Raw genomic sequence first — 23,513 nt, forward strand, 5'->3', positions numbered from 1 at the left:
AGCCAGTGCCAAGCAGCACGGAAGTCAAATTGCCGCGATCTGGGTGAAGCCGGCACCCATCGCGCCCTACCTTCATTTCTGAGTAAGAATCCGTCCAACTTATCCGTCTCCCCCGGCGCTGCCGGGACAGTAAATCACTCTCAACCTAAGCGATTGGGCAGTCAGAATCCCGGCCTGACCGGACCGGAGGCAATGCCGCACTCAGGCTGCTTCCAGGCAGCCACGGGGTTTCCAGCCGTCCGCTGTTTCTTGAAAGTGGATATCTATTGTCTCCGCCTGATTGGCGGTCGACAGGCGCTCGACCATTCTGCGGACCGAACCGGTTTTGTGGAGGTGTTCTGTATAGATTGCACGCAAAAGCCGATCCGCAGCGCCATGAAATTTCTTGTCGCGCGATTTTTCCCAGCGGCGCACAGCTTGCTCATCCACGCCCAATATTTCGGCAAGATCACGCTGCGTTAGTTCCATTTCCAAGCGGATGAAACGCAATTCGGCCCCATTGAAAGGCTTCGGCAGGTTCACAAGCCAATTCCCTATGGCCTTGTGAAGCCCTTCTGTATCATCAATGGAAATGCCGTCGCCATAAGGCGTCTCGTGCTTCGTGTATCCGTTCTCGAGCCAAACATTGTCGAGACCGCTTTCGCTGTAGTGGTAAGCCATCTCTGTTTCCTAACCTGTCAGTACGCCGTCACCACGATCAATTTGCGGGGCCAATCAATGGCGACAACACAATTAATTTGCTCGCCCGTTGCGTGGCGAAACAGGGTTACCTGCCAGTTTCCGTGCGCATTCATGAAAGGACCTTCGGTAATGGTGCCCTTTTGAACGCACAGTTCAATTTGGCGTCTGGTAATCCCTCTCTCCACCTGCCGTTTGCTCGCGTGCCTTACGATAACGATGTTGCTGGTTTCAGTGGCAACATCGCGTATATGCCGCAAGGCAGCGCTGGGCGACAAGTTGAGCGGGGTTGCCTCGGCCATGCGCCTATCAATATGATAGGTTGGCGCAAGCAGTCAACAAAGATCAAAAGGTGATTGAGGCTATGGCCAACTGCTATGAGGCAGTTCTCTCCTAGAACTTGTCTCTGAGCGAAAACCAGGTCAGCGCCAGAAACAGCAGCGGCGCGCGAAAGCGTGAACCGCCGGGGAAGGGGCCGACTTTCAAATCGCGCATCGCTTCCAGATCGTCCGAGCCGCCCAGCACATGATCGGCATAGAGCTTGCCGCAATAGTTCGACAGCATCACCCCGTGGCCGGAAAAACCGCCGATCGAGGTGACATTTGCCATTACCTCGCGCACGAACGGTCGCCGCGACAGCGTGATCCCCACCGAGCCGCCCCAGCCATGGCTGATCTCGACATCTTTCAGCGCCGGATAGATCTCGGCGATCTGCCGGCGGATATGGCTGGAAATGTCGGTTGGGTTGTCAGAGGTGTAGGCCTCGCGCCCGCCAAACAGCAGCCGTCCGTCGGCGCTCTTGCGGAAATAGCGCACCACGAAGCGGGAATCATCAACCGATTCCCCACCCGGAATCACCGGGCTGTCGGCGCCCAGCGGCACAGTCGCACCGATGAACGAGCGGATCGGCATCACGTGGGCCGAAGTCACCGGCTCGAGCCCGTCAATATAGGCGTTGCAGGCAATCAGCGCCTGGCCAGCGACGATCTCGCCGGCATCGGTTGTCACCGTCACCTTGCCGCCAGCACTTGAAATGCTGCGCGCCCGGGTGTTTTCGTAAAGCCGTGCACCGGGCACTGCCGCCGCGCGCGCCAGCCCGACCACATATTTGAGCGGGTTGATGTGTCCGGTGGCCGCATCATAGGTGCCGCCATGATAGCGCGTCGAGCCAAGTTTTTGCGCCAGTGCATCGTGGTCGAGAAAGCTCAGGCCCTGATAGCCATATTCCTCGGTCATGATCCGGACGTGGTCGCGGTAATCCTTGACGTAGCCCTTCTTGTGCGCAGCCGAAATCTGCCCGGGGCGATAATCGGCGTCGATCCCGTGGGCTTCGGCAAAATCGATCAGATGGGCTTTCGCCCGCTCCGCCACCGCCAGCAACTGCCGGGCCCGCACGCGGCCGAAATCACCTTCCAGCTCGTCCACCCAGGCGCGTTGACCGGTACCAAGCTGACCGCCATTGCGGCCCGAGGCGCCGTCGCCAAACCGCGCGCTCTCGATCAGCACCACGTCCTTGCCGCTTGCGGCCAGATGATAGGCCGCCTGCAGCCCGGTAAAGCCGCCGCCGATGATCACCACATCGGCCGTGGTGGCGGCCGGCAGGGCTGCATAAGCGGGGCGCTCGCCGAGGGTCGCCTTGTAAAACGAGACTCCCGGCGCAATCGGGCTTTGATAGCTCATACTGTGCGCCTCACACGTTCAGCAGCAGGAATTCCCGTTCCCACGGGCTGATCACGCGCATGAAGGTTTCAAACTCGCCGCGCTTGACCCCGGCATAGGTGTTGATGAATTCCTGGCCGAAGACCTCGGCAAACGCCGGTTCGCTTTCCAGCAGCGACACTGCTTCCAGCAGCCCACGCGGCAGGTCGACTTCGCCCTCGTTGACGGCCTTTTCCGCCGGGTCGCCCGGAACGATGTTGTTGACCATGCCGAGATAGCCACAGGCCAGCGACGCCGCCAGCGCCAGGTAGGAATTGGCGTCCGATGAAGGCAGCCGGTTTTCCACTCGCCGCGCCACCGGGTCTGAATGCGGCACCCGGAACGCCGTTGTGCGGTTGTCATAGCCCCAGGCATTGTTGACCGGGCATGCCATGTCGGGTGTCAGTCGCCGGTATGAGTTGACATACGGCGCCATCATCACCAGTGCCTTGGGCACATAATGCTGCATCCCGCCGATAAAGTTGAAAAACGCCTGGCTGGGGCTGCCGTCGGGATTGGAAAACACGTTCTTGCCGGTCTTGGTGTCGACCACAGACTGGTGGATGTGCATTGCCGAGCCGGCATATTCCTGCATCGGCTTGGCCATGAAGGTGGCGAACATGCCGTGCTTGATCGCCGCTTCACGAATGGTGCGCTTGAACATGAACACCTGGTCGGCAAGCTCCACCGGGTCGCCATGACGCAGGTTGATCTCCAGCTGCGCCGGGCCTTCCTCGTGAATCAGCGTATCGATCTCCAGACCCTGCTTGTCGGAAAAATCATAGATGTCGTCGACCAGTTCGTCGAACTCGTTGACGCCTGCGATCGAGTAGGACTGCCCGCCGGTAATCGTCCGGCCAGAACGGCCCCGTGGCGGTTTCAGCGGATAATCCGGGTCTTCGTGCTGGGCCACCAGATAGAATTCGATTTCCGGCGCCACCACCGGCTTCCAGCCGCGCTCGGTATAGAGCTCGACGATCCGCTTGAGCACGTTGCGCGGCGTGTAGTTGACCGGATCGCCCCTGGTGGTGACCATGTCGCAGATCACCTGCGCGGTCGGATCGGTTTCCCACGGCACCACCGACAGCGTCGACAGGTCCGGCATCAGCTTGAGATCGCCATCAAGCGGGTCATAGCGGAAATCGCCGGTTTCTTCGGGGTATTCGCCCGAAATCGTGTGCCGGAACACAGCCGAAGGCAGCGACAGCGAGGTGTTGGACGTGAATTTCGACGACGGCATCATCTTGCCGCGCGCCACGCCTGCAAAATCCGGGGTGATGCACTCGATGTCCTCGATGCCCCTTACCCTGAGCCATTCCGTGGCCTGGGCCCAGCTGTTGACGCCGCGCTTGGCCTCGAGATAGGCGGCTGCGCTCTTCCGCGCCGCCTGTTTGGAAGACGCCGGATTGCCGGTTTTTCGGGATGCCATAAATCACCATGATTTGCCTATGATGGCGCAATCATAACGGTTTTCTGCGCCGTTACCAGCGCCGCTTATGCCGATCGCCGGCAGGCATCCTACAGGCCGCCGGCATGCCTCGCTGATCCCCTGGCCAGCGTCCGCCGGTGCCCGAATGCCCGGCAGATTTCGAGGTCGCGCGTTGAGGGTGCATTAACCCGTCTCTGCGACTTTCGGCCAAGACGGGCAGACAGGCGCGATGTTGAGGCATCGGCGCTCTTGCATGATGCAACCCGGTGTCCTGGCGGTCTCCCCGCATGGTTTTTGGTCAAGCACATCCGGGTTTCGTATCATGAACATTGACAGGCTCCTCGCCCGCTTTTCGATTCAGACCAAGGTTATCGTCCTTGTCATCCCGCTGATTGCGGGAATGGCCGGGCTGGCCTCGATCAACCTTTATACCGGCAATTTGCTGGGCGACCGCCTGCTTGGCACCAATGCCAGCATCGAAACCCTGAGCGGCTTCAAGGAAGCCTATGCCGGCATAACCAATTTCCTGCAGGAGCAAAGCGAGGAAAAGCGCGCGGCGGTGACAAACAGCCTCGATGCCCAGCTTGCGCACATGCAAACCGTGATTGCACTTGCCGAGAATGCCGAGGAATCAGACGCGCTCGAGAGCGCCCGGGTGTTGGCCGAAGAATTGCGTACCAATGTTGATGATCTGTGGAGGCTGTCCGGCGAGGAAACGGAAATCCGCGCCAGGTTCGCCGCCATCCTGACCGAGATCAGCAGCGTCCGCGACCGGCTCAACAGCAAGATTGAGGCGGTGGCCACCGAATTGGCCGATTCCGAAGCAGAAGCCAAGGGCATGCTCCGGTCAGCCGAGCAGATCGGCAATGGCGCGCAGGCCATCGTCAGGATTTCCAGCGCCATTTCCGGTGCCCGCACCCCGGAAGACACCTTCAAGGCTGCCAATGATCTGAAGTCCGAAATCACGGATCTTCATGAAACGCTGCCGGCCGCCATTCCCGCCACCAAACCGGCCGTCAAAAGCCTGATCGCTGACAATCTCGGCGCATTGTTGTCAACGCTTGAAGCGGGCGTGAGCGGCGACACCGGCATGATCTCACTGCAAAAATATGCCAATGCGCTGCGTCCGACCGGCATCAAGCTGCAAGGCCTCGGCGCGCAAGTGGCGCGCAAGGCGATGGTTCGGTTCGGCGAGCTTGATCAGCCGATCCTGGAGGGTCAGCAGATGATCACCGATGCCAGGGGATTCCTGGCCGGATTGGCCGCGGTCGAATTGTCGATTGCCGAATTTGTCGGCAATCCCGTGCAGGAAAGTGGCGAAGCCTTGGCGGCAAAGCTCAGTGTGCTCGATCAAAGCGTCGAACTGCTGTCGTTTTCCGACAGCGGCGCACCGATTCTCGAGACCATCGGCGACAACTGGATCGAGCAAGCCGCGGCGATTCCGGGGCTGGTCCGCGACCTGATTTCCAACAACGAAGCCAAGAACAGCGATTTCGTCGAGGCTTCGGACCGCATAAACCAGGCCTGGAGCGGCGTACTCACCTTCGCCAGCAGCCAGCAGCGCGGCGCCGAGCTGGTCAAGGGCCGCGCCAGTGGCATCACGCTGACGGCAGCCGCCGCCGCCGGCCTGTTCGGCCTGCTCGCCGCCTTCATGCTGATTTCCGCCCTCAAGCGCCCGATCCTGCGGCTGGTCAACGCCATGCGCGATGTGGCTTCCGGCGATCTCGACACCGATCTCAGCGATAACGCCCGTGCCGACGAGATCGGCGAGATGGCCCGCGCGCTCGATGTCTTCAAGCACAATGCCATCGACAAGATTCGCGTCGAGGATGAAAGCGAGCGCGCCCGCGACCAGGCCGCCAGCCAGCGTCAGCGTGCCGATGCTGAAAAGCAGAAATCCGATGAAGAGCTGCGCTTTGCCGTGGAGTCTCTGGGTCAGGCGCTGCGCAATCTCTCCCAGGGGGATCTGGTTGCCACAATCGACACCCCGTTCAGCGGCGAACTCGACAGCCTGCGCACCGATTTCAACGAGTCGGTCGAGCGCATGCGCGGCGCGCTGCACCAGATCCGCGACAATGCCCGCTCGATCACCGATAACAGCGCCCAATTGCGTTCTGCCGCCGATGATCTGTCGCGCCGCACCGAACAGCAGGCGGCCTCGCTCGAACAGACCGCCGCCGCCGTCGACCAGATTTCATCCACCGTCCGCACCGCCTCGAGCCGCGCAACTGACACAGACAAGCTCGCCGGCGACACCGCCAACGACGCCCGCGCCTCCGGCGAAGTTGTGTCCCGCGCTGTTGATGCCATGGGCCGCATCGAGGAAGCCTCCGGCAAGATCGGCAAGATCATCGGCGTGATCGACGAGATCGCCTTCCAGACCAACCTCTTGGCGCTCAATGCCGGGGTCGAGGCGGCCCGCGCCGGTGAGGCCGGGCGCGGTTTTGCCGTGGTGGCCCAGGAAGTCCGCGAGTTGGCCGGCCGCTCCGCCACCGCCGCCAAGGAAATCAAGCAGCTGATCGCCCACGCCGGCGACGAGGTCCGTTCCGGCGTCAGCCTGGTTGGCGAAACCGGCGAGGCGATCACCCGCATCATCGCCCGCATCGAGGAAATCTCCGCCCATGTCGGCGCCATGGCCACCGCCAGCCGCGAACAGGCCACCGGTCTGGGCGAGGTCAACACGGCGGTCAACCAGATGGATCAGATGACCCAGCAAAATGCCGCCATGGTCGAGGAAACCAACGCCTCCAGCCACACCCTGGCCCAGGAAGCAGCCGCACTGAGCACCCTCGTCGCCGCCTTCCGCCTCGACCTCGACCAGGCCCGCCAACCCCACCAGTCCCACGCCGCCTGAGCCACCAGCGGCGAGGAATAACGCAGCCCCCCACCTCCCCCTTGTGGGGAGGTCGGAGAAGCCAGCGCAGAGCCGCTGATCCGGGCGGGGGAATTCAGCGGACGTCCGGCAGATTTGGGTTGGGAACTGGGTGCCCCTCATCGCACCCAACCCGTCACCCCGGACTTGATCCGGGGTTTAGCAGCGCCCGCGTCGGCGGGCGCGAAAGATTCTCACAGAACACTGCATGTGCGACGGATAGTCCGGCTTGCGGAAGTAAGCCTGCTGGATGCTGAATCTAGGGCCAGCATGACGGAATATGGAATCAAATTCGGTTTTGAAAGTAACTTGTCAGCACAACCACTAATTGCCAGAGTGCTCTAGGCATTTGGGAGTGGGAATGGTGGAAGCGCTTCAAATCATCGATCAGGAATCGCTCGAACGCTGGCTTTCCGATAGGCCTGTGGACTGGGCGCACCAGATTGCGCTCCGCGCCTCGCTCCGGGTATTTCCGCTGGTAACAAGTGGATGGAACAAAGGATCGGATGTAGATAAGGAAAGAATTCAGGGATTGGCACTAGCAGTCTGGCGCTGCCTTCTAATATCTTCGGTCGGGATCAAAAATTCTTCCGGCAATTTGAGGCAGGCAGCCGCCGCCGCCGCCGATGCCGCCGCAGTCGCCGCTGCTCTCGCCACTGGCGCCGCCGTCGACGCTGCCCGATCAGCCGCCGCCGCAACAGCCCGCGCCGCATCTGTATTCGTATCCGCTGATGTCCCCAATATTGCAGCCCGGGCTGCGTCCAGTGCTGCATCCGCCGGCTACTTTGTCCGCTCAAACTCAGTTCCAGGCGAAATTTGGGAATCGGTTCATGCAGACGCCCAGTTTCTGGAGGCTAATGGGAAGGCTCTTGAAGAGCAACGCCTCTGGCTCGACGATGTTCGTGGCAGCGAAAAATACCAAGCCAACTTCCCGCCTTGGGCTCGCAAACCCTTCGATGCGTTCGCCGGAAGCCAGTTGGCGCAAACAACCTCTTGGGGTTTGATCGTTGACTGGTACCGAGCACTTCTGCCCAATGCGTTGAACAACGCGCCGCAGAGCCTGTTTGATGAGATGGTAGAAGTCCAGATAGCCACACAATCGGATGAATTCTGGAGCAGAAAAGACCCACAAGCGGTAATAGACGACATTGCCCGGATTGCGGAGCGTAAAGATCCGCCCGCAAAACCATCCAATCGAATTGAAGCTCCGGACTACGATCAATCTCGATTTTCAGTGATCCGCACCGAAAAAGATGAGTATTGGGAAGGGGGAAAGATATTCTCGTATGATCGATCTCGGTTTCTAGAGAGAGGTTACACGAATACCTTTTTTCGAGATGAGTTTTCGAATCTTAATCCGATCACAATTGAAAAGCTCAAACGTTTACCAACGCTGTTCACGTATGAGAGCGGTACCGCTGGTTCATCCAAAGTGGGAAAACTGGTTGATATCCGTCCAACTGAATCGACACTTGAATTGAAAGTAGAGTTCGATCCTCGATTTACAGATATCCAGTCAGATGATTTGGCGAATCTCTGGAAGAAACTCGGCGTCTTCAAAGGTCGTATTGAACTGAGCAGAACACAGTGGGCGATCAAGGAGGGCAATCTATTCGATCTCTTGAGCCAGTTACATCAAACCGCCAACAGCGAAGAAAGTGTGACTTCTAAAGAAGGCGCCGGATTAACTAATAACATCCCAACAGGCCGTGCCGAAACCGCCTATGTCGGCGACAATGTCGATGGATCTGTGGACTATCTCCAGCGCTCCGAAATCGCCTTCGCGCTTGCTGGTCAGCTCAATGATGTCTGGGATTCCATGAATCCACCTCCGAGTCCGGTCATCCCGTTTGACAGCGCCTATTGGACAGGCCTGTTCAAGCGCAGTCCGAAGCAAACGCTCGAGCCCGGCTTTGTGGTCCATGTAGATGCGCCATGGGGCGGCGGCAAAACAACCTTCGCGCAATATCTGACACAGATCCTCAATCCCTACCGCCTGCCGCAACTTCCGAAATGGCTCAAGGACTTGCCGCTTGGCGATGCAGAGAAATGGAAGCAATCCCATCGTAGGCCCTGGCATGTGGTGCAGTTCAACGCCTGGCAGCATGAGCATGTCTCGCCGCCCTGGTGGGTGTTTTACGAGACCATTCGCAAAGCTGCGACCGATGCAGCGGTGAATGAAACCAATCAGCGATGGGACGATCCGCCGCCGGGTAAAAGCCAGGATGAAACAAATCGTCCCGCCGAACCTCTCAGGGAATTCGCGTATGACGGCTACCTCTGGATGCCCCATCTCCGGCGGTTTGAGTTTTGGGTCGGTGAAACATTCTGGCGTCTCGTAACACCGAAGGTTCGGACAAGTATTTATGTTACGGCTGCAACTGCATTGGCACTCTGGTTTCTCGTCTGGTCCGGCATCTTTTCATTGAACTTCGCCGACCCGTCAAAAAGCGGCATCTCCGGCAAGGATCTACCGGGTGCTCTGGCTGCATTGCTTGTGGTGCTGTTTGGTGGCGGGGCAACCATCCGCACCATTCTGTCGTCCTTTGCGCAATCGCTCACACCCGGCACACCCGACGCCGCGAAAAACTACTCCCTCGGGGCGGGCGACCCGCTGCAGCGGATGAGAGATCATTTTCTCAGGCTCACCAGGCGCTTAAACCGCCCGATCATTGTTATCGTGGATGATCTTGACCGCTGTAATGCGAAGTTCGTCACCGAGCTTGTCCGCGGAATGCAGACCATTCTCGCCAGTCCCCGCGTTGTCTACGTGCTATTAGGCGACCGGGACTGGATCGAGCAGGCCTTTGCCGAGGTCAACAAGGAAATGAAAGCGATCGACGTCGGAGCCGAACATTCCTTCGGTGGGCGTTTTGTTGAAAAGGCAATCCAACTGTCGATGGTCTTGCCTGCGATGACCGAAGAGGTGCGGGAAGGCTATGTCGAATTCCTGCTGTCGCCGGATCTCGAGAACGAGCGGGCGGAAACAAGGCAGGACGGACCAGAGGGAGAACTCGAGATATCATCACCGCAGATCAAGAATGGTTTGGCAATGGCATTGAATGCGGCGTCGCTAGTGGCGCCGGTAACGCTCTCCGTGGTTGGCTTAAGTTCAGCTGCAGCAATAACTGAGCAAATTGTGAGTGCATTGGCGACCAAGAAGTTTGCGGAAAGAGAAGCAGCAACTCAGAAAGTCCTCGAGAACATCAAAGCCGACAATTTCGGAAGCATGAGTGAGGAAATTCGACGCAATGTGGGCCGAGAGCTCGATTTTCTGGCGGTCGGAGATGAGGAAGCCGAAGCCGAAACCCGGCATTTGCTGCTGGCTTTGGCTCCTGCGCTGCCGCCCAATCCGCGTCAGATCAAGCGTATTCTCAACACGCTGACGCTCAACCAGCAGGTCATGACCAAGGTCTACCCCGAATACAGGGCCGGAAGCACCCAGTGGCAGCAACTGGTGCGTTGGGTGGTCATGGCGGTCGAATGGCCGATGAGCTGGTTTACATTGACTAGGCATCCCAAATTGGCGGATGTCGTCCTGACTATGAGCGCTGAACCACCTGATGAGCAAAAGGTGAAACAAGCACTTGAAAAGATCGAGGGCGATCTTTCCCAGGTACAGGCAATAGCCTTCGTGAAAAAACTGGTCGACACTAAGTCTGTGGTAGAACTGCTGACATTTTCCAATCCGGACAAAGGCTGGCCAAGCGCTCCGCTCAACACCGAAACAATTGGGTGGCTTGCAGAAATCATGCCGGCAACAAGCGGTCGCATGTTGAAAGTCGCAGCGAAATCACCCAGCGATGAGCTGGCTCAACACTCAAAATGACGAAACAAATGCCGATTGCATCGTACAGCCTTCGCGCGGCTTCGCGCTCAGGCCTTCGTTCGCTGAAATCAATTTCGTTGATTTCTGGCCTGCGGCCACCGCTCCGAAGCCCCCACTTTTTCCACACCCTCGCACCCCATGCGATAATCGCCGTGCTTCCGCTGCCGGATGGATCGCGAACGTTTCGAGCCAGGCGGAAGGGAATGCCCCCGGTCCAAGGCCCTGACGTGCGGCGGCGGGCGGGGGAGGCGGCAGCCATCGCGGTTCCGCTGGCGGCGTCCGGTTTCGGGGTTCTCCCCAAAGCCAGGGCGACACGGCCAAGTGGCCACGCCAGCCACCGGGCCGGCTTTCCCGTTGCAGCTCTCGCAAATGAGGGCGCTGCGGGATCAGACCGGAACGGGCCTGTGGCGGACATGGCCGGTAAAACCGCCCCAACGCAAAGTGCTGCGGGGCGGTCGGTCAGGGTTCGTGCCGGAGCCAGCGCCAAAAGCATCTCCCGCGGTCTGTTCCGGCCGCGCGCCGGGGCAACCCGGGCAGGGCGGCAACACCCCTTGCGGGAAGCAGGCCACCGCCTGTCGGCTGCGGAACAGCAGCCGGCAAGTTTCGGGCCGCGCGCGTGTTGCGCCACCCGGTGCATGTTGCGTTTCCTTGGTTTCATGGAAACGCTCACGGGCATGCACCTGCATATCTCATTCTCCGTAAGGCAAGGCATGCGTGCGGCCCTCCGGACCAATCCCTTCCAGACCCCCGGCGTCTCCGCGCGGGCGGCTTTCGGCTGTCCGCTTTTCTCCCTCCCTGTTGTCGATGGTACGTCCCGCCCTGCGGCAAGCCTGCAACAGCTGTGCGCAATAATCGCCGCCTCAAGTCAGGTTTTTCTGGGCAGCGCGGCAAGGCGGGCGTAAACGGGACAACCGCAACCCCAATTTCGGGAGCAGGTCGCATGAACAATTTTCCACGGGTCCGGTAGCGCTGGCGGGAATCCAGCCACCGGATCGTCACAGCATCCGGCGCGCTTTGCCGATTTCCGCCAAAGCTCCGTCAGACCATGTTTGCACGCCACCCGGCCGGTTCGGTCGGCCCGATAGGCAGCGCCCATCGGGGTTTTGCGACTGCTGACAAAATCTGTCAGAGATATTTACTAGCACGATGACGCGGCCTGGCGCCCAAGCGCCGATGCCCGTCTCCTTTTCATGACGAGGTTACTCGATGTTGTCTCCCTTTGTCCGCTCCGCCGTTATTCTGGGGCTCATGTCCGCTGTCGGGCCGTTGGCCATCGACATGTTCCTGCCGGCGTTACCCACCGTTGCCGATCATCTCGGCAGCACCGCCGCCGCGGCACAGCTGACCATTACCGCCTATTTCATCGCCTTTGGCCTGGCCCAGATGATCTATGGCCCGATTGCCGACATGGTCGGCCGCAAGCCGCCGGTTGTTGCCGGCCTTGCGCTGTTTGCCGCGGGTTCGCTGGTCTGCGCCGCCGCCCCCGACATGGCCTGGCTGGTCGGTGGCCGTGTGCTGCAGGCGCTCGGCGGCGCCGCGGTGATGGTGATCCCGCGCGCCATCATCCGCGACATGCACACCGGCACCCAGGCCACCCGGCTGATGGCGCTGGTGATGCTGATCATCTCGGTCTCGCCGATGCTGGCGCCGCTGATCGGCTCCGGCGTCATTGCCATTTCCGGCTGGAGAGCGATCTTCGGTGTGCTGGCGGTGGCGGCCGGGCTCTCGATTCTGCTGACGCTGACGCTGCAGCCGGAAACCCTTAAGCCCGAAAACCGGGTTCCGGTGCGGCTCTCGGCGATTGTCGGCGGTTCGCTCAAGCTGTTGCGCGATCCGGTGTTCATGGGGCTCACCTTTGTCGGCGGTTTCGGCATGGCCAGTTTCTTCGTGTTCCTGGCCAGCGCCTCGTTTGTCTATACCGGCCATTACGGGCTGACGCCGACCGGCTTCAGCCTCGCCTTTGCCGCCAATGCGCTGGGCTTTTTCTCCGCCTCGCAGATGGCTGCCAGTCTCGGCGAGAAATTCGGTGCCGAGCGGGTCGTCTCCTGGGCGGTCAGCGGATTCTTGGGCTTCACGCTGCTGCTGCTGGCGCTGATGGCTGCCGGGTTCGATCATTTCGCGCTGCTGGTCGGCCTGCTGATCTGCGCCAATGGCTGCCTCGGCCTGGTCATCCCCACCACCATGGTGATGGCGCTCGATGATCACGGCGACATTGCCGGCCTGGCCTCGTCATTGGGCGGCATGCTGCAGATGCTGGCCGGCGGCATCCTGACGATGCTGGCCGGACCGTTTTTCGATGGCACGCCGCTGCCGATGGTGGCCGCCATCGCGCTGGCCGCGGTGCTGGCATTTACCGCCATGCGTATCACCGGCAGCGCCCGCGGCCGTCGTCTGGTCGCCGCTCAATAGTGCATGTCGCGTTTAAATCCATTCATTTGAACGGGTAGGTACAGGCATGTTTTCAGAGAGTTGACCGGAAACAAAAACCCCGCCGCGGCCTGAACCGCGACGGGGAATTTTGCCTGGAGGCAATCCGGGAAACAGGGGCCCCGGGATCATCAGTCGGCAAAGCTTAGCGGCTCTGGGTGACAATCACCGGGATCAGCAGATCACCCCAGTTGCCGTCGCCGCCATGGTGGCGTGCGGAGCGGACCAGTTCCACCGAGACGCCGGCATCCACGGCCTTCATGACCGAATGGTTGAGGCGGTGCAGGTCATTGGCAAGGCTGCGGATCGCGGCCTGCTGGTCTGCATCCATGGCCGAGGACTGTTCTTCGGCTCGTTCCTTGACGCGGGTCTGGGGTGTCATGTGCATTTCTCCTCTAACGGGGTTTGTGAAGTATGATGTTTGTTTGGGGTCCCCACCCGCCGGAGCGGGTGAGGGGAGGTTGCTCTATTCAGCTGCCGGGCGGAACTGGGCTGATTCAGTGGATTCGCCCATCGCCGTGGTCGACGACTTGCCGCCTGTGATCGCCATCGACACGGCATCGAAATAGCCGGTGCCGACTTCGCGCTGGTGCTTGGTCGCCGTGTAGCCGTCTGCCTCGGAAGCAAATTCCGCTTCCTGCAGCTCGGAATAGGCCGACATCTGCCGGTCCTTGTAGCCACGGGCGAGTTCGAACATGCCGTGGTTGAGCTGGTGGAAACCGGCCAGCGTGATGAACTGGAACTTGTAGCCCATGGCACCGAGTTCGCGCTGGAACTTGGCAATGGTCGCATCGTCGAGATGCTTCTTCCAGTTAAACGACGGCGAGCAGTTGTAGGCGAGAAGCTTGCCCGGATGGTGCTTGTGCACGCCCTCGGCGAACTTGCGGGCCTGCTCGAGATCCGGCTTGGACGTCTCGCACCAGATCAGGTCGCAATGCGGCGCATAGGCAACCGCACGGGCGATGCAGGAGTCGAGGCCATTCTTGATGTTGTAGAAACCTTCGACGGTGCGGCCGGCGTCATAATCGACAAACGGGCGATCGCGCTCGTCAATGTCGGAGGTCAGCAGCTTGGCAGCTTCGGCATCGGTACGGGCGATCACCAGCGTCGGTGTGCCCATCACGTCGGCGGCAAGCCGCGCGGCGTTGAGGTTGCGGATATGCGCCGCGGTCGGGATCAGAACCTTGCCGCCCAAATGGCCGCATTTCTTTTCCGACGCCAGTTGGTCTTCGTAATGAACGCCTGCAACGCCGGCCTCGATGAAGGCCTTCATGATCTCAAACGCGTTGAGCGGGCCGCCGAAACCGGCTTCCGCGTCAGCAACGATCGGGGCGAACCAGGTGTCGACCGACAGGCCGTTGCCTTCCGCGGTTTCGATCTGGTCGGCGCGCTGCAAGGTGCGGTTGATGCGCTTGGCAAGCTCCGGTGCGGCGTTCGCCGGATAGAGCGACTGGTCGGGATACATCGACGAGGCGGTGTTGGCGTCAGCGGCAACCTGCCAGCCCGAAAGGTAGATCGCCTTGAGGCCCGCACGAACCTGCTGCATGGCCTGGTTGCCGGTCATGGCGCCAAGCGAATTGACGAAGTCTTCCTCGTGGATCAGCTTCCACAACCGGTTGGCGCCCATTTCAGCGAGGCTGTGTTTGATGTTGACCGAGCCGCGAAGCTTCTGAACGTCAGCCGGGCTGTAGGGCCGCTCAACGCCGTCATAGCGGCCTTCGGGAGCGGTGGGAACGAGATTGTAAAAATCAGTCATGATGTGTCTCCGGTCTGCAAGTATCAGGTTCGGGCGGGACAGTGTGGGAGCCGTTTGCCGCCTTTGATGTGACTAGATTTACATTGCGCCGCACACATCGCCGAGAGAATTCAGTATTCACGGCCGATAATTGGGGTAAATCTGTCTTGCCTTTGACAGGAAGGCTCTGTAAATTTGTCACAATTGTAAAGATGCCAGATCGTCGGGTTCCGGCGAATTCTGTAAAATCCTGTAAAGGCGGCGCCTGATGGCAGACCAGAAGATTTTCGCGGGGCCGCGCATCCGCCGCATCCGCAACGCCAAGGGCCTGACTCAGACGGCGATGGCGGAGGCACTGGGCATTTCACCTTCCTATCTCAACCTGATCGAGCGCAACCAGCGGCCGCTGACGGTGCAGCTGATCCTCAAGCTGTCGGCGGTCTACAAGATCGATGTCGAGGAACTGCAGGGTGAGGCCGGCGGCGCGCTGGGCAGTCTGAAAGAGGTCTTTGCCGATCCGCTGCTTGCTGGCGAATTGCCCGGCGATCAGGAAGTCATCGAGATCGCCGAGGCCGCGCCCAATGCCAGCGCCGCGATCGTCAAGCTGCACCGCGCCTACCGCGAACAGGCAGCCCGGCTCTCGGATCTGTCGACCATGCTCGCCCGCGACGGCCATAGCCCGGCGCTGTCGGGCGCGCGGCTGCCGATGGATGAAGTCCGCGAGACACTCGAAACCCGGCCCAATCACCACTCGGCACTGGAAGAGGAAGCCGAAGCCTTTCATCTGCTGCTTAAGCCGGGCGATGATCTGATGGGCGCGCTCAAGGCCTGGCTCAAATCCGAACACGGCATTGTTGTGCGCTCGCTGCCGGTTGCCACCATGCCCAACTGGCGCCGCCGCTATGACCGCCATTCGCAGCGGCTGTTCCTGTCCGAACGGCTGTCGCCATTTGACCAGCTGCGCGAAGTCGCCATGGAAGCCTCGCTGATCCGCATGAACGTTGCCATCGTCGCCGGCGTCAACGACCTCAAGCTGTCGAGCGACGAGGCCCGCCGGATTGCCCGCTTCGAGCTCGCCCGTTACGCGGCGCATGCGCTGATGATGCCTTACCGGGCGTTTCACGCCGCAGCCCAACGCGCGCGCTACGATATCGATGTGCTGAAATCACGTTTTGGCGTGTCCTTTGAACAGGCGGCCAACCGCCTGACCTCGCTCGCCCGGCAGGATCTGCAGGGCGTGCCATTCTTCATGCTCGAGGTTGATGTCGCCGGTCATCGTTTCCGTCGGGCCGGCGCGCAAGGTTTTCCACAGCAGCGATTTGGCGGCAATTGCCCCAAATTGTCGATTCACGCGGCCTTTTCGCAACCCTCGCAGATCATTGTCGAGGCCGTGGAATTGCCCGGCGGCGCCGAGTTTCTTACCATTTCGCGCACGCTGGAGGGGCCTCAGGGTGCGTTTTCCGAAAGGCCGCGTCGCACTGCCATCCTGCTTGGCTGCGATATCGGTTTCCGCGATGACATCGTCTATGGCGAGGCTCTGCCCGTATCCGGCGGCAAGACGCCCAAGCCGGTCGCCATTCCCGTGGGCCCGTCATGCCGGTTGTGCGAACGGGCCGGTTGTCTGGCCCGTGCCGAACCGCCGATCACCCGCCCGCTCGGGCTCGACGAAATGGTCACCGGCATTTCCGCCTTTGATTTTCAGTGATCGGGTCCGGCTGGCCAAAGCCAGCGATCCGGCTCGTATGCGGCTGGAGCGCGGAAGCGATTTTGCCTGTCTGTTTCAATCGCACCGCATTGCATCAATTCCACTTGTAGCTCGGGCAATTCCTTCATAGGGTTGTAGGTCCGCGAGCCTCCGGTCTACCGGCATCGGCGTGGATCCACATCTGACGGGAACTGGGCGCAAGACCCGAGAACCGCAGGGTGGGAGGAACAAAGTATCGAGAGGAACAGGAATGACCCTGAAAACCCGCCTATTTTCGGCAGCCGTTTTGCTTGCCGCATCGACAGTGCTCGCTTCTGCTCAAGAACGCGTCGTCAACATCTATAACTGGTCCGACTATATCGATGAGGCGATCCTCACCGAATTCACTGCCGAGACCGGTATCAAGGTGGTCTACGACGTTTATGATTCCAACGAGGTGCTGGAAACCAAGCTGCTCGCCGGGTCGACCGGGTATGATCTGGTGGTTCCGACCGGCACCTTCCTTGCCCGGCAGATCCAGGCCGGTGTCTACCAGAAGCTCGACAAATCGAAGCTGCCTAATCTCGTCAACATGGATCCCGCCATCACCACCCGGCTGGAAAAATACGATCCCGGCAATGAGCACGCCATCAACTACATGTGGGGCACCACCGGTCTCGGCATCAATGTCGACAAGGTCAAGGAACGGCTTGGCGACATGGAGCTGAATTCCTGGAGCATCGTGTTTGATCCGGCGATCATTGCCAAGCTGGCCGATTGCGGCGTTTACATGCTCGACACGCCCGAGGAGATTTTGCCGGCGGCGCTCAACTATTTGGGGCTCGATCCCGATTCCAACAAGCCCGATGATATCGCCAAGGCCGAAGAGCTGCTGCTCACCATCCGTCCCAGCGTCAAGAAATTCCATTCGTCCGAATATATCAACGCGCTGGCCAATGGCGACATTTGCCTGGCGGTCGGCTGGTCCGGTGATGTGTTGCAGGCCCGTGACCGCGCCGCCGAAGCCGATCAGGGCGTGACCATCGATTACATCATCCCCAAAGAGGGCGCTCTGATGTGGTTCGACAGTTTTGCCATTCCTGCTGACGCCGCTCACGTTGAAGAGGCGCACGAGTTCCTCAACTACATCATGAGGCCGGAAGTCGCCGCAAAGGCCTCCAACTATGTCTACTACGCCAACGGCAATCTGGCTTCCAAGCAGTTCCTCAACGAGGACGTGATCGGCGACACCGCCATCTATCCCGACGAGGAAACCTTTGGCCGCCTCTACTCCACGTCGCCCAAGGATCAGCGCACCCAGCGTGTGTTGACCAGAACCTGGACCAAGGTTGTCACCGGTCAGTGATAACGGTTTGAACCCCCGACCCGGCACCGGGCCGGGGGTTTTTCAACAGAATTGATCGCGGGGACACACGATCATGAAATCTCTGGGAAGCATCAGGCGCAGTTTCGAACCCTGGAACGACCCAGGCCAGCGCCCCTATATCGCCTTTGAAAACATCTCCAAATTGTTCGGTGATTTCGTCGCCGTCAAGGATCTGACGCTGCATGTTTTCCAGAAGGAATTCTTTGCACTGCTGGGCGGCTCGGGCTGCGGAAAATCCACGCTTTTGCGGATGCTGGCCGGTTTCGAAAATCCGACCAATGGCCAGATCCTGCTCGACGGTCAGGATCTTTCAGGGGTTCCGCCGTACAAGCGGCCGGTCAACATGATGTTCCAGTCCTATGCCTTGTTTCCGCATATGAGCGTGGAAAAGAACATCGCCTTCGGCCTCAAGCAGGACGGCATGGCCAAATCCGAGATCGAGGATCGCGTCAACAACATGCTCAAGCTGGTCAAGCTCGATCAGTTCGGCAAGCGCAAGCCGCATCAGCTCTCGGGTGGCCAGCGCCAGCGGGTGGCCCTTGCGCGCTCGATTGCCAAGCGCCCCAAGGTGCTGTTGCTCGATGAGCCGCTCGGAGCGCTCGACAAGAAATTGCGCGAGGAAACCCAGTTCGAACTGATGGATCTGCAGCAGGAACTGGGGCTGACTTTCGTCGTCGTCACCCACGATCAGGAAGAGGCCATGACCATGGCCGACCGGATCGCGGTGATGGATCTCGGCCGCATCGTCCAGATCGGCACGCCGGCGGAAACCTATGAAGCGCCGAACTCGGAATTCGTCGCCAGCTTCATTGGCGACATCAATCTGTTTCGCGGTGAAGTGACCGGCGCGAACGGCAGCGTTATCGACATCGAGACCACTGATGGAATGCATATTCGCTCCGACTCCACGGTCGCAATGAAGCCGGGCCAGAAAGCCAGTTTCGCCATCCGGCCGGAAAAACTCCGCGTTTCCCGGACCAGGCCGGAAAGCGGGATCAATGCCGTCTCGGGGGAAGTCTGGGATATCGGCTATCTCGGCGACATGACGGTGTTCCACATCAAGCTCAAGAACGAGGAGATAGTCAAAGCCTCGGTGCTCAACGCAGTCCGCACGGTTGAAGACCCGATCGGTTACGACGAAGAGATCTGGGTGTGCTTCAATGCCGATGGCGGCGTTGTGTTGAGCGGTTGAGGGATGGCCATGACCAGCACTGAGCAGGCCGACAAGGCCGACCCGGCCCACCCCTTCAAGACCAACCGCACCGCGGCGATCATCATGACGATCGCTGTCGCGGTCACCCTGATGCTGCTGCGTCCCGAACTGTCGCTGGTCTACCTCGCCTATATCGGCATTTCAGTCTATTCCCTGAGCTGGGCCAGAACCCGCGGCTATGTCGGAAAGCCCCGCCCAGTACGGGAACAGAACATGGCCGCCTATGTATCGATATCGACCGTCGGCTTCATGGCCACCCTGTTCGGCGCCCCGAATTTGTTCGAACCCATTGCCAGCGTGATTTTCATTGTCTTCGCCGCCGTCATGGCAATCCTTGCCCTGTACGCGATTTTTGACCGGAAGTGAGGGCCATCCCATGAAGCTCATCTCTGCCTTCACCCGCCGTCTGGTCATCATCATCCCCTACACGTGGCTGTTCGTGTTCTTCCTCGTGCCCTTCGGCATTGTCCTGAAGATCTCGCTGTCCGAGCCGATGATGGCGATGCCACCCTATGCGCCGACCATCGACATGGCCGATGGCATTTCCGGCATCATCGATGCGTTCAGGCAGTTCAGCTTTTCCAATTATCTCTGGCTGACCGAAGATTCGCTCTACATCAACGCCTATATCTCCTCGATCACCATCGCTTTCATTTCAACGCTTCTGACCCTGCTGATCGGCTTTCCACTGGCTTACGGCATGGCGCGTGCGCCGACCTCGGTGCGGCCGACCCTGTTGATGCTGGTGATCCTGCCGTTCTGGACCAGCTTTTTGATCCGGGTTTATGCCTGGATCGGCATTCTCAAGCCCGAAGGCCTGCTCAACCAGTTGCTGCTGGCCATCGGCCTGATCGACGAGCCGCTGATCATCCTCAACACCAACACCGCGGTCTATATCGGTATTGTCTATTCCTATCTGCCTTTCATGGTGCTGCCGATCTATGCGGCGCTCGAGAAGATGGATTACACGCTGATCGAGGCGGCCCAGGATCTCGGTTGCCCGCCGATTTCGGCGTTCTGGAAGATCACATTTCCGCTGGCCATTCCCGGCATCGTCGCCGGCTGCCTGCTGGTGTTCATTCCCGCCGTTGGCGAGTTCGTAATCCCCGATCTGCTCGGCGGCTCGCGCACCCTGATGATCGGCAAGACGCTGTGGAGCGAGTTCTTCAACAACCGGGACTGGCCGGTGTCATCGGCGGTGGCGGTGCTGCTCCTGTTGATCCTGGTTGTGCCGATCATGATCTTCCAGCAGGCTCAGGCCAAGGCGCAGGAGAGCGGACAATGAGGACACTCTCATGAACACCACCTGGTCGCGCTTTAACATTACTTCGGTGGTGTTCGGATTTGCCTTTCTCTATCTGCCGATCGTGCTTCTGATCATCTATTCGTTCAACGAATCCCGGTTGGTCACCGTCTGGGCCGGGTTTTCAACGAAATGGTACCGCGAACTGTTCAACAACCAGGGACTGATGGACGCGGCCTGGGTGACCTTCCGGGTCGGCGTGGTCTCGGCCACCATCGCCACGGCGCTCGGCACACTCGCGGCATTGGCGCTGACCCGCTACACCCGCTTCAATGGCAGGATCCTGTTTTCCGGCATGGTGTTCGCGCCGCTGGTGATGCCCGAAGTGATCACCGGCCTGTCGCTGCTGCTGTTGTTCGTGGCAGTCGATTTCTCGCGCGGGTTCTGGACCGTGACGCTGGCCCACATCACCTTCTCGATGTGTTTTGTCGCGGTGGTGGTGCAATCGCGGCTGTTCAGTTTCGACCGGTCGCTTGAAGAGGCGGCGATGGATCTGGGTGCCGGGCCGATAACTACCTTTACCCATATCACCCTGCCGGTGATCCTGCCGGCGGTGGTCTCGGGATGGATGCTGGCGTTCACGCTGTCGCTCGATGATCTGGTAATTGCCAGCTTCACCTCCGGCCCTGGTGCCACAACGCTGCCGATGAAGATCTATTCGCAGGTGCGGTTGGGCGTGACGCCGGAAATCAACGCTGTGAGCACACTGATGATCGCCGTGGTGGCGATCGGCGTGATCATCGCCTCGGTGCTCACCAAGAGCCGCGAAGTCAAGCGCTTGCGCGACGAACAGGCCGCTACCGCCGAAAGGTAAGGCACGCGCGGGAAAAGACCGTACGGGTGAGGGATCTCAGCTGCGCGGCGGGCGCAGCAGATAGGTAACCAGCCAGATCGGCACGATCACCATGGAGCCGAGCACGATGTTGGGGATGGCCCAGGCCGCGCCCTCCTGCAACAGCGCAAACACCCGCTCGGGCGTCAACCCGATTTCTTCGAGCAGTTCGGCTGCGGAGATGTTGAGAGCCGACAGCACCGCGCCGGTGGCAAGCGAAGCCAGCCCGATTTTGACGATTGCCGAAATCACCCGCAACATGGTGTGCCCCTACTCCCTTGCCAGGCCGGTAATGCGCGCTCGGGTCGACCGGTTTTGACTACAGCGCTGCATATTCCGCCCGAACACATTGCGCCATTGTGCCGGATTGTCGCCAAATGTGCGATATTGCGCAAGCATTGATCGATCGCGCTGCCCACTCACGGTTTGACCGGTGAAATCACCGGCTGCGGCCAGGAACCGCCGACGAAGAACCTCAGCGGTTCTATGCTGGCGTCGGCGGGGGCCGCAGCGGCATCCTTGGCCGGAGGCTTGGGACCCAGAATTCCGGCAATGGCCAGGCTCGATCGTAAATAGGGGATCACGCCCGAGAGCGAAATCATCTGCTTTGGGCCGATCAGTTCGGCAATCTTCAGATCGGCCTGGCCATCGGCGATCATGGCTTCGATATGGGCGGAATCGAACGCAAACCCGGCCCCGGTACCAAGCTGGTCGAGATCGAAGAAACGCTCGGTTTCGGCCAGTTCGCGGAATTTCGGGATGTTGAGCCCCGGCACCACGCCCTTGCCGACGGCCAGATTGATCCGCCCGGTGAGATCGGTGAGCGCGGTGGCCCATGTCGGATAGGGCGAGGTCACCTCGATATCCAGCGATCCAATGCCGCGCGGCAGCGGGCCGGTCAGGCCGATGGCGTCGTAAAGCCGTCCGAAATCGGTATCGCGGGCCGACAATTGCACTTTGACACCACCGTCGATGCCTTTTTCCGACAGCGCGATGCGACCGATCACGCTGCCGCCAAAGGCGGTGCCATCGCCGACATCGAAATAGGCGCGGCCCTGGTCCACGCGCGCCGCGGCCGCCAGGTTGGACATCGCCACCGGGCCGAAATTGGCCGATTGCGCCGACAGCCGCAGGTCGAGGCCGATCTCGCGCAGGAACCGCGTATCGATGGTCGAGGCGATGTCGTCGCCGGCCTGCGGCAGAGGCGTGAAGGCCTGAAGGAACGAGCCGATGTCGAGCGAATTGAAGGCAAGGGTGCCGACAATCAATGGCGGAGCGTCGTCGCGCAATTCGACATCCAGCACACCAATGCCGCGGTTCTTGTCAACCTCGATGATCAGCTCGTCGAGCTTGGCTTTCTTTGCTTCGGTGGACAATTGCGCCGATAATGCGAGCGCGCCGAGCGCCTCGCCGGGCCGGATGTCGGTTCCCGACCATTCCAGCGTGCGGCGCACCGAGGCGCTGGATAATTCGAGTGCTCCGGCGACGAACAGGTTGCCGCCAAGGGTCGTCGTTCCCTTGAAGTCGAAGTTCAGTGGCGCCGATGTGAGCTTGAGTTCCACCGGCGCCATGCGCTTGCCAAGCAGCAGCAGCGGTTTCGATGTGCTACCGCTCAGCTTGACCTGTTCGCCCCGGAAAATCGCGGTGATGTCGGCGCGGGCAATTGCAGTAGGCGCGGTCCAGGAAAGCGAGCCGTTGATGGCCGTCAGCTTGGTGGCTTCCGCACCCGGGTCGCGAACCCATTTCAGGCTGCCGTCGACAATGGTGATGGTGCCGAGCGCTGCCGATTCCGGGATCACCGCGGTTGCCGGCACACTGTCGCCGGCCTGCTGCGCCTGGTAGCGGGCCACCGCGGCGGTAATTCCCTTGGCCAGCTCGCCTGAGGGCGACGACCAGTTGGACGTCGCTCCGGGATACAGTTCGACATTGAAGGTCGGCCGGATCAGCCGGTATTCCGAAAAGCTCGGCGCTCCGAGAACCGCCGAGAACAGATTGAAATTGGCAACGATGCTCTCGGCGCGCAGGATCGGGTCACCGCCTGCAAAGGTCGAGGGGCGGATCTCGACATTGTCGAGCTTGATGGTTGGCGTCGGCCAGAAATCCAGTGACGGGGCGCCGCCCAGCGACACCGTGTGGCCGACCCAGGCACTGATGTCGCGCTCCAGGCGGTCGCGAACCAGACCGCTCGACACGGCAAGCGGCAGGCTGGCGCCAATCGCCACAATTATCACAAGCACCGCGATCGCTATTCTTCGCAGAGGCCATTGCGCGATGTTGGATTTCAAACCCGGTACTCCTGAACCGTTGTTCTGATGTTCTGGTTAAAGCGTGGCGGGGGCGAATGCAATTGGCCAGTGCGTTTGCCATCAAGGGCTTGGAGCAAAGCCGAACGGCAGTTTGCATCAGCGCATGCTGGTGCTACTAAA

The 23,513-nt window shown here is 60.3% G+C and carries 17 protein-coding genes; 9 read left to right on the forward strand and 8 right to left on the reverse strand.

Going from position 1 to position 23,513, the window contains the following annotated elements:
• Positions 1 to 201: 201 nt before the first annotated feature.
• The 4 genes from OEG84_RS20290 to OEG84_RS20305 form a co-directional block, all read right to left on the reverse strand.
• Complete coding sequence (locus OEG84_RS20290; protein WP_267655415.1) at positions 202 to 660, reverse strand: helix-turn-helix domain-containing protein; 459 nt, start codon at positions 658 to 660, stop codon at positions 202 to 204.
• A 17-nt stretch (positions 661 to 677) separates the two neighbouring features.
• Positions 678 to 980: a DUF4258 domain-containing protein gene (locus OEG84_RS20295; protein ID WP_267655416.1), complete on the reverse strand. Its 303-nt coding sequence runs from the start codon at positions 978 to 980 to the stop codon at positions 678 to 680.
• A gap of 91 nt (positions 981 to 1,071) precedes the next feature.
• Positions 1,072 to 2,358 carry an NAD(P)/FAD-dependent oxidoreductase gene (locus OEG84_RS20300; protein WP_267655417.1) on the reverse strand — a complete coding sequence of 429 codons (1,287 nt, stop codon included), beginning with the start codon at positions 2,356 to 2,358 and terminating at the stop codon, positions 1,072 to 1,074.
• Positions 2,359 to 2,368: 10 nt separating this feature from the next.
• A complete protein-coding gene (locus tag OEG84_RS20305) occupies positions 2,369 to 3,805 on the reverse strand; it encodes a glutamine synthetase family protein (protein ID WP_267655418.1) in 1,437 nt (478 codons plus the stop codon).
• A gap of 322 nt (positions 3,806 to 4,127) precedes the next feature.
• On the opposite strand from OEG84_RS20305, the gene OEG84_RS20310 reads away from it, so the two are divergent.
• The 3 genes from OEG84_RS20310 (at position 4,128) to OEG84_RS20320 (ending at position 12,915) form a co-directional block, all read left to right on the forward strand.
• Positions 4,128 to 6,659 carry a methyl-accepting chemotaxis protein gene (locus tag OEG84_RS20310; protein ID WP_267655419.1) on the forward strand — a complete coding sequence of 844 codons (2,532 nt, stop codon included), beginning with the start codon at positions 4,128 to 4,130 and terminating at the stop codon, positions 6,657 to 6,659.
• Between the two features lie 379 nt (positions 6,660 to 7,038).
• Entirely contained in the window at positions 7,039 to 10,506 is a 3,468-nt protein-coding gene (locus tag OEG84_RS20315; RefSeq protein WP_267655420.1) for a P-loop NTPase fold protein, read from the forward strand.
• 1,206 nt (positions 10,507 to 11,712) lie between these two features.
• A complete protein-coding gene (locus tag OEG84_RS20320) occupies positions 11,713 to 12,915 on the forward strand; it encodes a multidrug effflux MFS transporter (protein ID WP_267655421.1) in 1,203 nt (400 codons plus the stop codon).
• Between the two features lie 163 nt (positions 12,916 to 13,078).
• Here the strand turns inward: OEG84_RS20320 and OEG84_RS20325 are convergent, their stop codons facing one another.
• Together OEG84_RS20325 and aceA are read right to left on the reverse strand one after the other, a co-directional pair.
• Positions 13,079 to 13,315 (reverse strand): SMc00767 family acetate metabolism repressor, encoded by a 237-nt coding sequence (locus tag OEG84_RS20325; protein WP_267655422.1) that lies wholly within the window; start codon positions 13,313 to 13,315, stop codon positions 13,079 to 13,081.
• A gap of 84 nt (positions 13,316 to 13,399) precedes the next feature.
• Complete coding sequence (aceA, locus tag OEG84_RS20330; RefSeq protein ID WP_267655423.1) at positions 13,400 to 14,689, reverse strand: isocitrate lyase; 1,290 nt, start codon at positions 14,687 to 14,689, stop codon at positions 13,400 to 13,402.
• A gap of 247 nt (positions 14,690 to 14,936) precedes the next feature.
• On the opposite strand from aceA, the gene OEG84_RS20335 reads away from it, so the two are divergent.
• The 6 genes from OEG84_RS20335 to OEG84_RS20360 all read left to right on the forward strand — a co-directional run bounded on the left by OEG84_RS20335 (position 14,937) and on the right by OEG84_RS20360 (position 21,069).
• Complete coding sequence (locus OEG84_RS20335) at positions 14,937 to 16,373, forward strand: helix-turn-helix domain-containing protein (protein WP_267655424.1); 1,437 nt, start codon at positions 14,937 to 14,939, stop codon at positions 16,371 to 16,373.
• 250 nt (positions 16,374 to 16,623) lie between these two features.
• A complete protein-coding gene (locus tag OEG84_RS20340) occupies positions 16,624 to 17,718 on the forward strand; it encodes a polyamine ABC transporter substrate-binding protein (protein ID WP_267655425.1) in 1,095 nt (364 codons plus the stop codon).
• A gap of 73 nt (positions 17,719 to 17,791) precedes the next feature.
• Positions 17,792 to 18,931 (forward strand): ABC transporter ATP-binding protein, encoded by a 1,140-nt coding sequence (locus OEG84_RS20345; RefSeq protein WP_267655426.1) that lies wholly within the window; start codon positions 17,792 to 17,794, stop codon positions 18,929 to 18,931.
• Positions 18,932 to 18,940: 9 nt separating this feature from the next.
• Positions 18,941 to 19,318, forward strand: a complete 378-nt coding sequence (locus tag OEG84_RS20350) for a hypothetical protein (protein ID WP_267655427.1) — start codon at positions 18,941 to 18,943, stop codon at positions 19,316 to 19,318.
• Between the two features lie 10 nt (positions 19,319 to 19,328).
• Positions 19,329 to 20,237, forward strand: a complete 909-nt coding sequence (locus OEG84_RS20355; RefSeq protein WP_267655429.1) for an ABC transporter permease subunit — start codon at positions 19,329 to 19,331, stop codon at positions 20,235 to 20,237.
• Between the two features lie 10 nt (positions 20,238 to 20,247).
• On the forward strand, positions 20,248 to 21,069 hold the full coding sequence (locus tag OEG84_RS20360) for an ABC transporter permease (RefSeq protein WP_267655431.1): 822 nt from the start codon (positions 20,248 to 20,250) through the stop codon (positions 21,067 to 21,069).
• A gap of 36 nt (positions 21,070 to 21,105) precedes the next feature.
• On the opposite strand, the gene OEG84_RS20365 is transcribed toward OEG84_RS20360, so the two are convergent.
• Positions 21,106 to 21,348, reverse strand: coding sequence for a DUF6460 domain-containing protein (locus OEG84_RS20365; RefSeq protein WP_267655432.1), 243 nt, complete (start codon positions 21,346 to 21,348; stop codon positions 21,106 to 21,108).
• A 158-nt stretch (positions 21,349 to 21,506) separates the two neighbouring features.
• Positions 21,507 to 23,372 carry an AsmA family protein gene (locus OEG84_RS20370; RefSeq protein WP_267655433.1) on the reverse strand — a complete coding sequence of 622 codons (1,866 nt, stop codon included), beginning with the start codon at positions 23,370 to 23,372 and terminating at the stop codon, positions 21,507 to 21,509.
• Positions 23,373 to 23,513: the final 141 nt, after the last annotated feature.

Origin of the sequence: Hoeflea algicola (assembly GCF_026619415.1) — a bacterium.
GTDB classification, from domain to species: Bacteria; Pseudomonadota; Alphaproteobacteria; order Rhizobiales; family Rhizobiaceae; genus Hoeflea; species Hoeflea algicola.

Excerpts from the sequence above, each read along its gene's own strand:
- OEG84_RS20290 (WP_267655415.1), bottom strand. The coding sequence starts at position 660 with ATGGCTTACCACTACAGCGAAAGCGGTCTCGACAATGTTTGGCTCGAG.
- OEG84_RS20295 (WP_267655416.1), bottom strand. The coding sequence starts at position 980 with ATGGCCGAGGCAACCCCGCTCAACTTGTCGCCCAGCGCTGCCTTGCGG.
- OEG84_RS20300 (WP_267655417.1), bottom strand. The coding sequence starts at position 2,358 with ATGAGCTATCAAAGCCCGATTGCGCCGGGAGTCTCGTTTTACAAGGCG.
- OEG84_RS20305 (WP_267655418.1), bottom strand. The coding sequence starts at position 3,805 with ATGGCATCCCGAAAAACCGGCAATCCGGCGTCTTCCAAACAGGCGGCG.
- OEG84_RS20310 (WP_267655419.1), top strand. The coding sequence starts at position 4,128 with ATGAACATTGACAGGCTCCTCGCCCGCTTTTCGATTCAGACCAAGGTT.
- OEG84_RS20315 (WP_267655420.1), top strand. The coding sequence starts at position 7,039 with ATGGTGGAAGCGCTTCAAATCATCGATCAGGAATCGCTCGAACGCTGG.
- OEG84_RS20320 (WP_267655421.1), top strand. The coding sequence starts at position 11,713 with ATGTTGTCTCCCTTTGTCCGCTCCGCCGTTATTCTGGGGCTCATGTCC.
- OEG84_RS20325 (WP_267655422.1), bottom strand. The coding sequence starts at position 13,315 with ATGACACCCCAGACCCGCGTCAAGGAACGAGCCGAAGAACAGTCCTCG.
- aceA (WP_267655423.1), bottom strand. The coding sequence starts at position 14,689 with ATGACTGATTTTTACAATCTCGTTCCCACCGCTCCCGAAGGCCGCTAT.
- OEG84_RS20335 (WP_267655424.1), top strand. The coding sequence starts at position 14,937 with ATGGCAGACCAGAAGATTTTCGCGGGGCCGCGCATCCGCCGCATCCGC.
- OEG84_RS20340 (WP_267655425.1), top strand. The coding sequence starts at position 16,624 with ATGACCCTGAAAACCCGCCTATTTTCGGCAGCCGTTTTGCTTGCCGCA.
- OEG84_RS20345 (WP_267655426.1), top strand. The coding sequence starts at position 17,792 with ATGAAATCTCTGGGAAGCATCAGGCGCAGTTTCGAACCCTGGAACGAC.
- OEG84_RS20350 (WP_267655427.1), top strand. The coding sequence starts at position 18,941 with ATGACCAGCACTGAGCAGGCCGACAAGGCCGACCCGGCCCACCCCTTC.
- OEG84_RS20355 (WP_267655429.1), top strand. The coding sequence starts at position 19,329 with ATGAAGCTCATCTCTGCCTTCACCCGCCGTCTGGTCATCATCATCCCC.
- OEG84_RS20360 (WP_267655431.1), top strand. The coding sequence starts at position 20,248 with ATGAACACCACCTGGTCGCGCTTTAACATTACTTCGGTGGTGTTCGGA.
- OEG84_RS20365 (WP_267655432.1), bottom strand. The coding sequence starts at position 21,348 with ATGTTGCGGGTGATTTCGGCAATCGTCAAAATCGGGCTGGCTTCGCTT.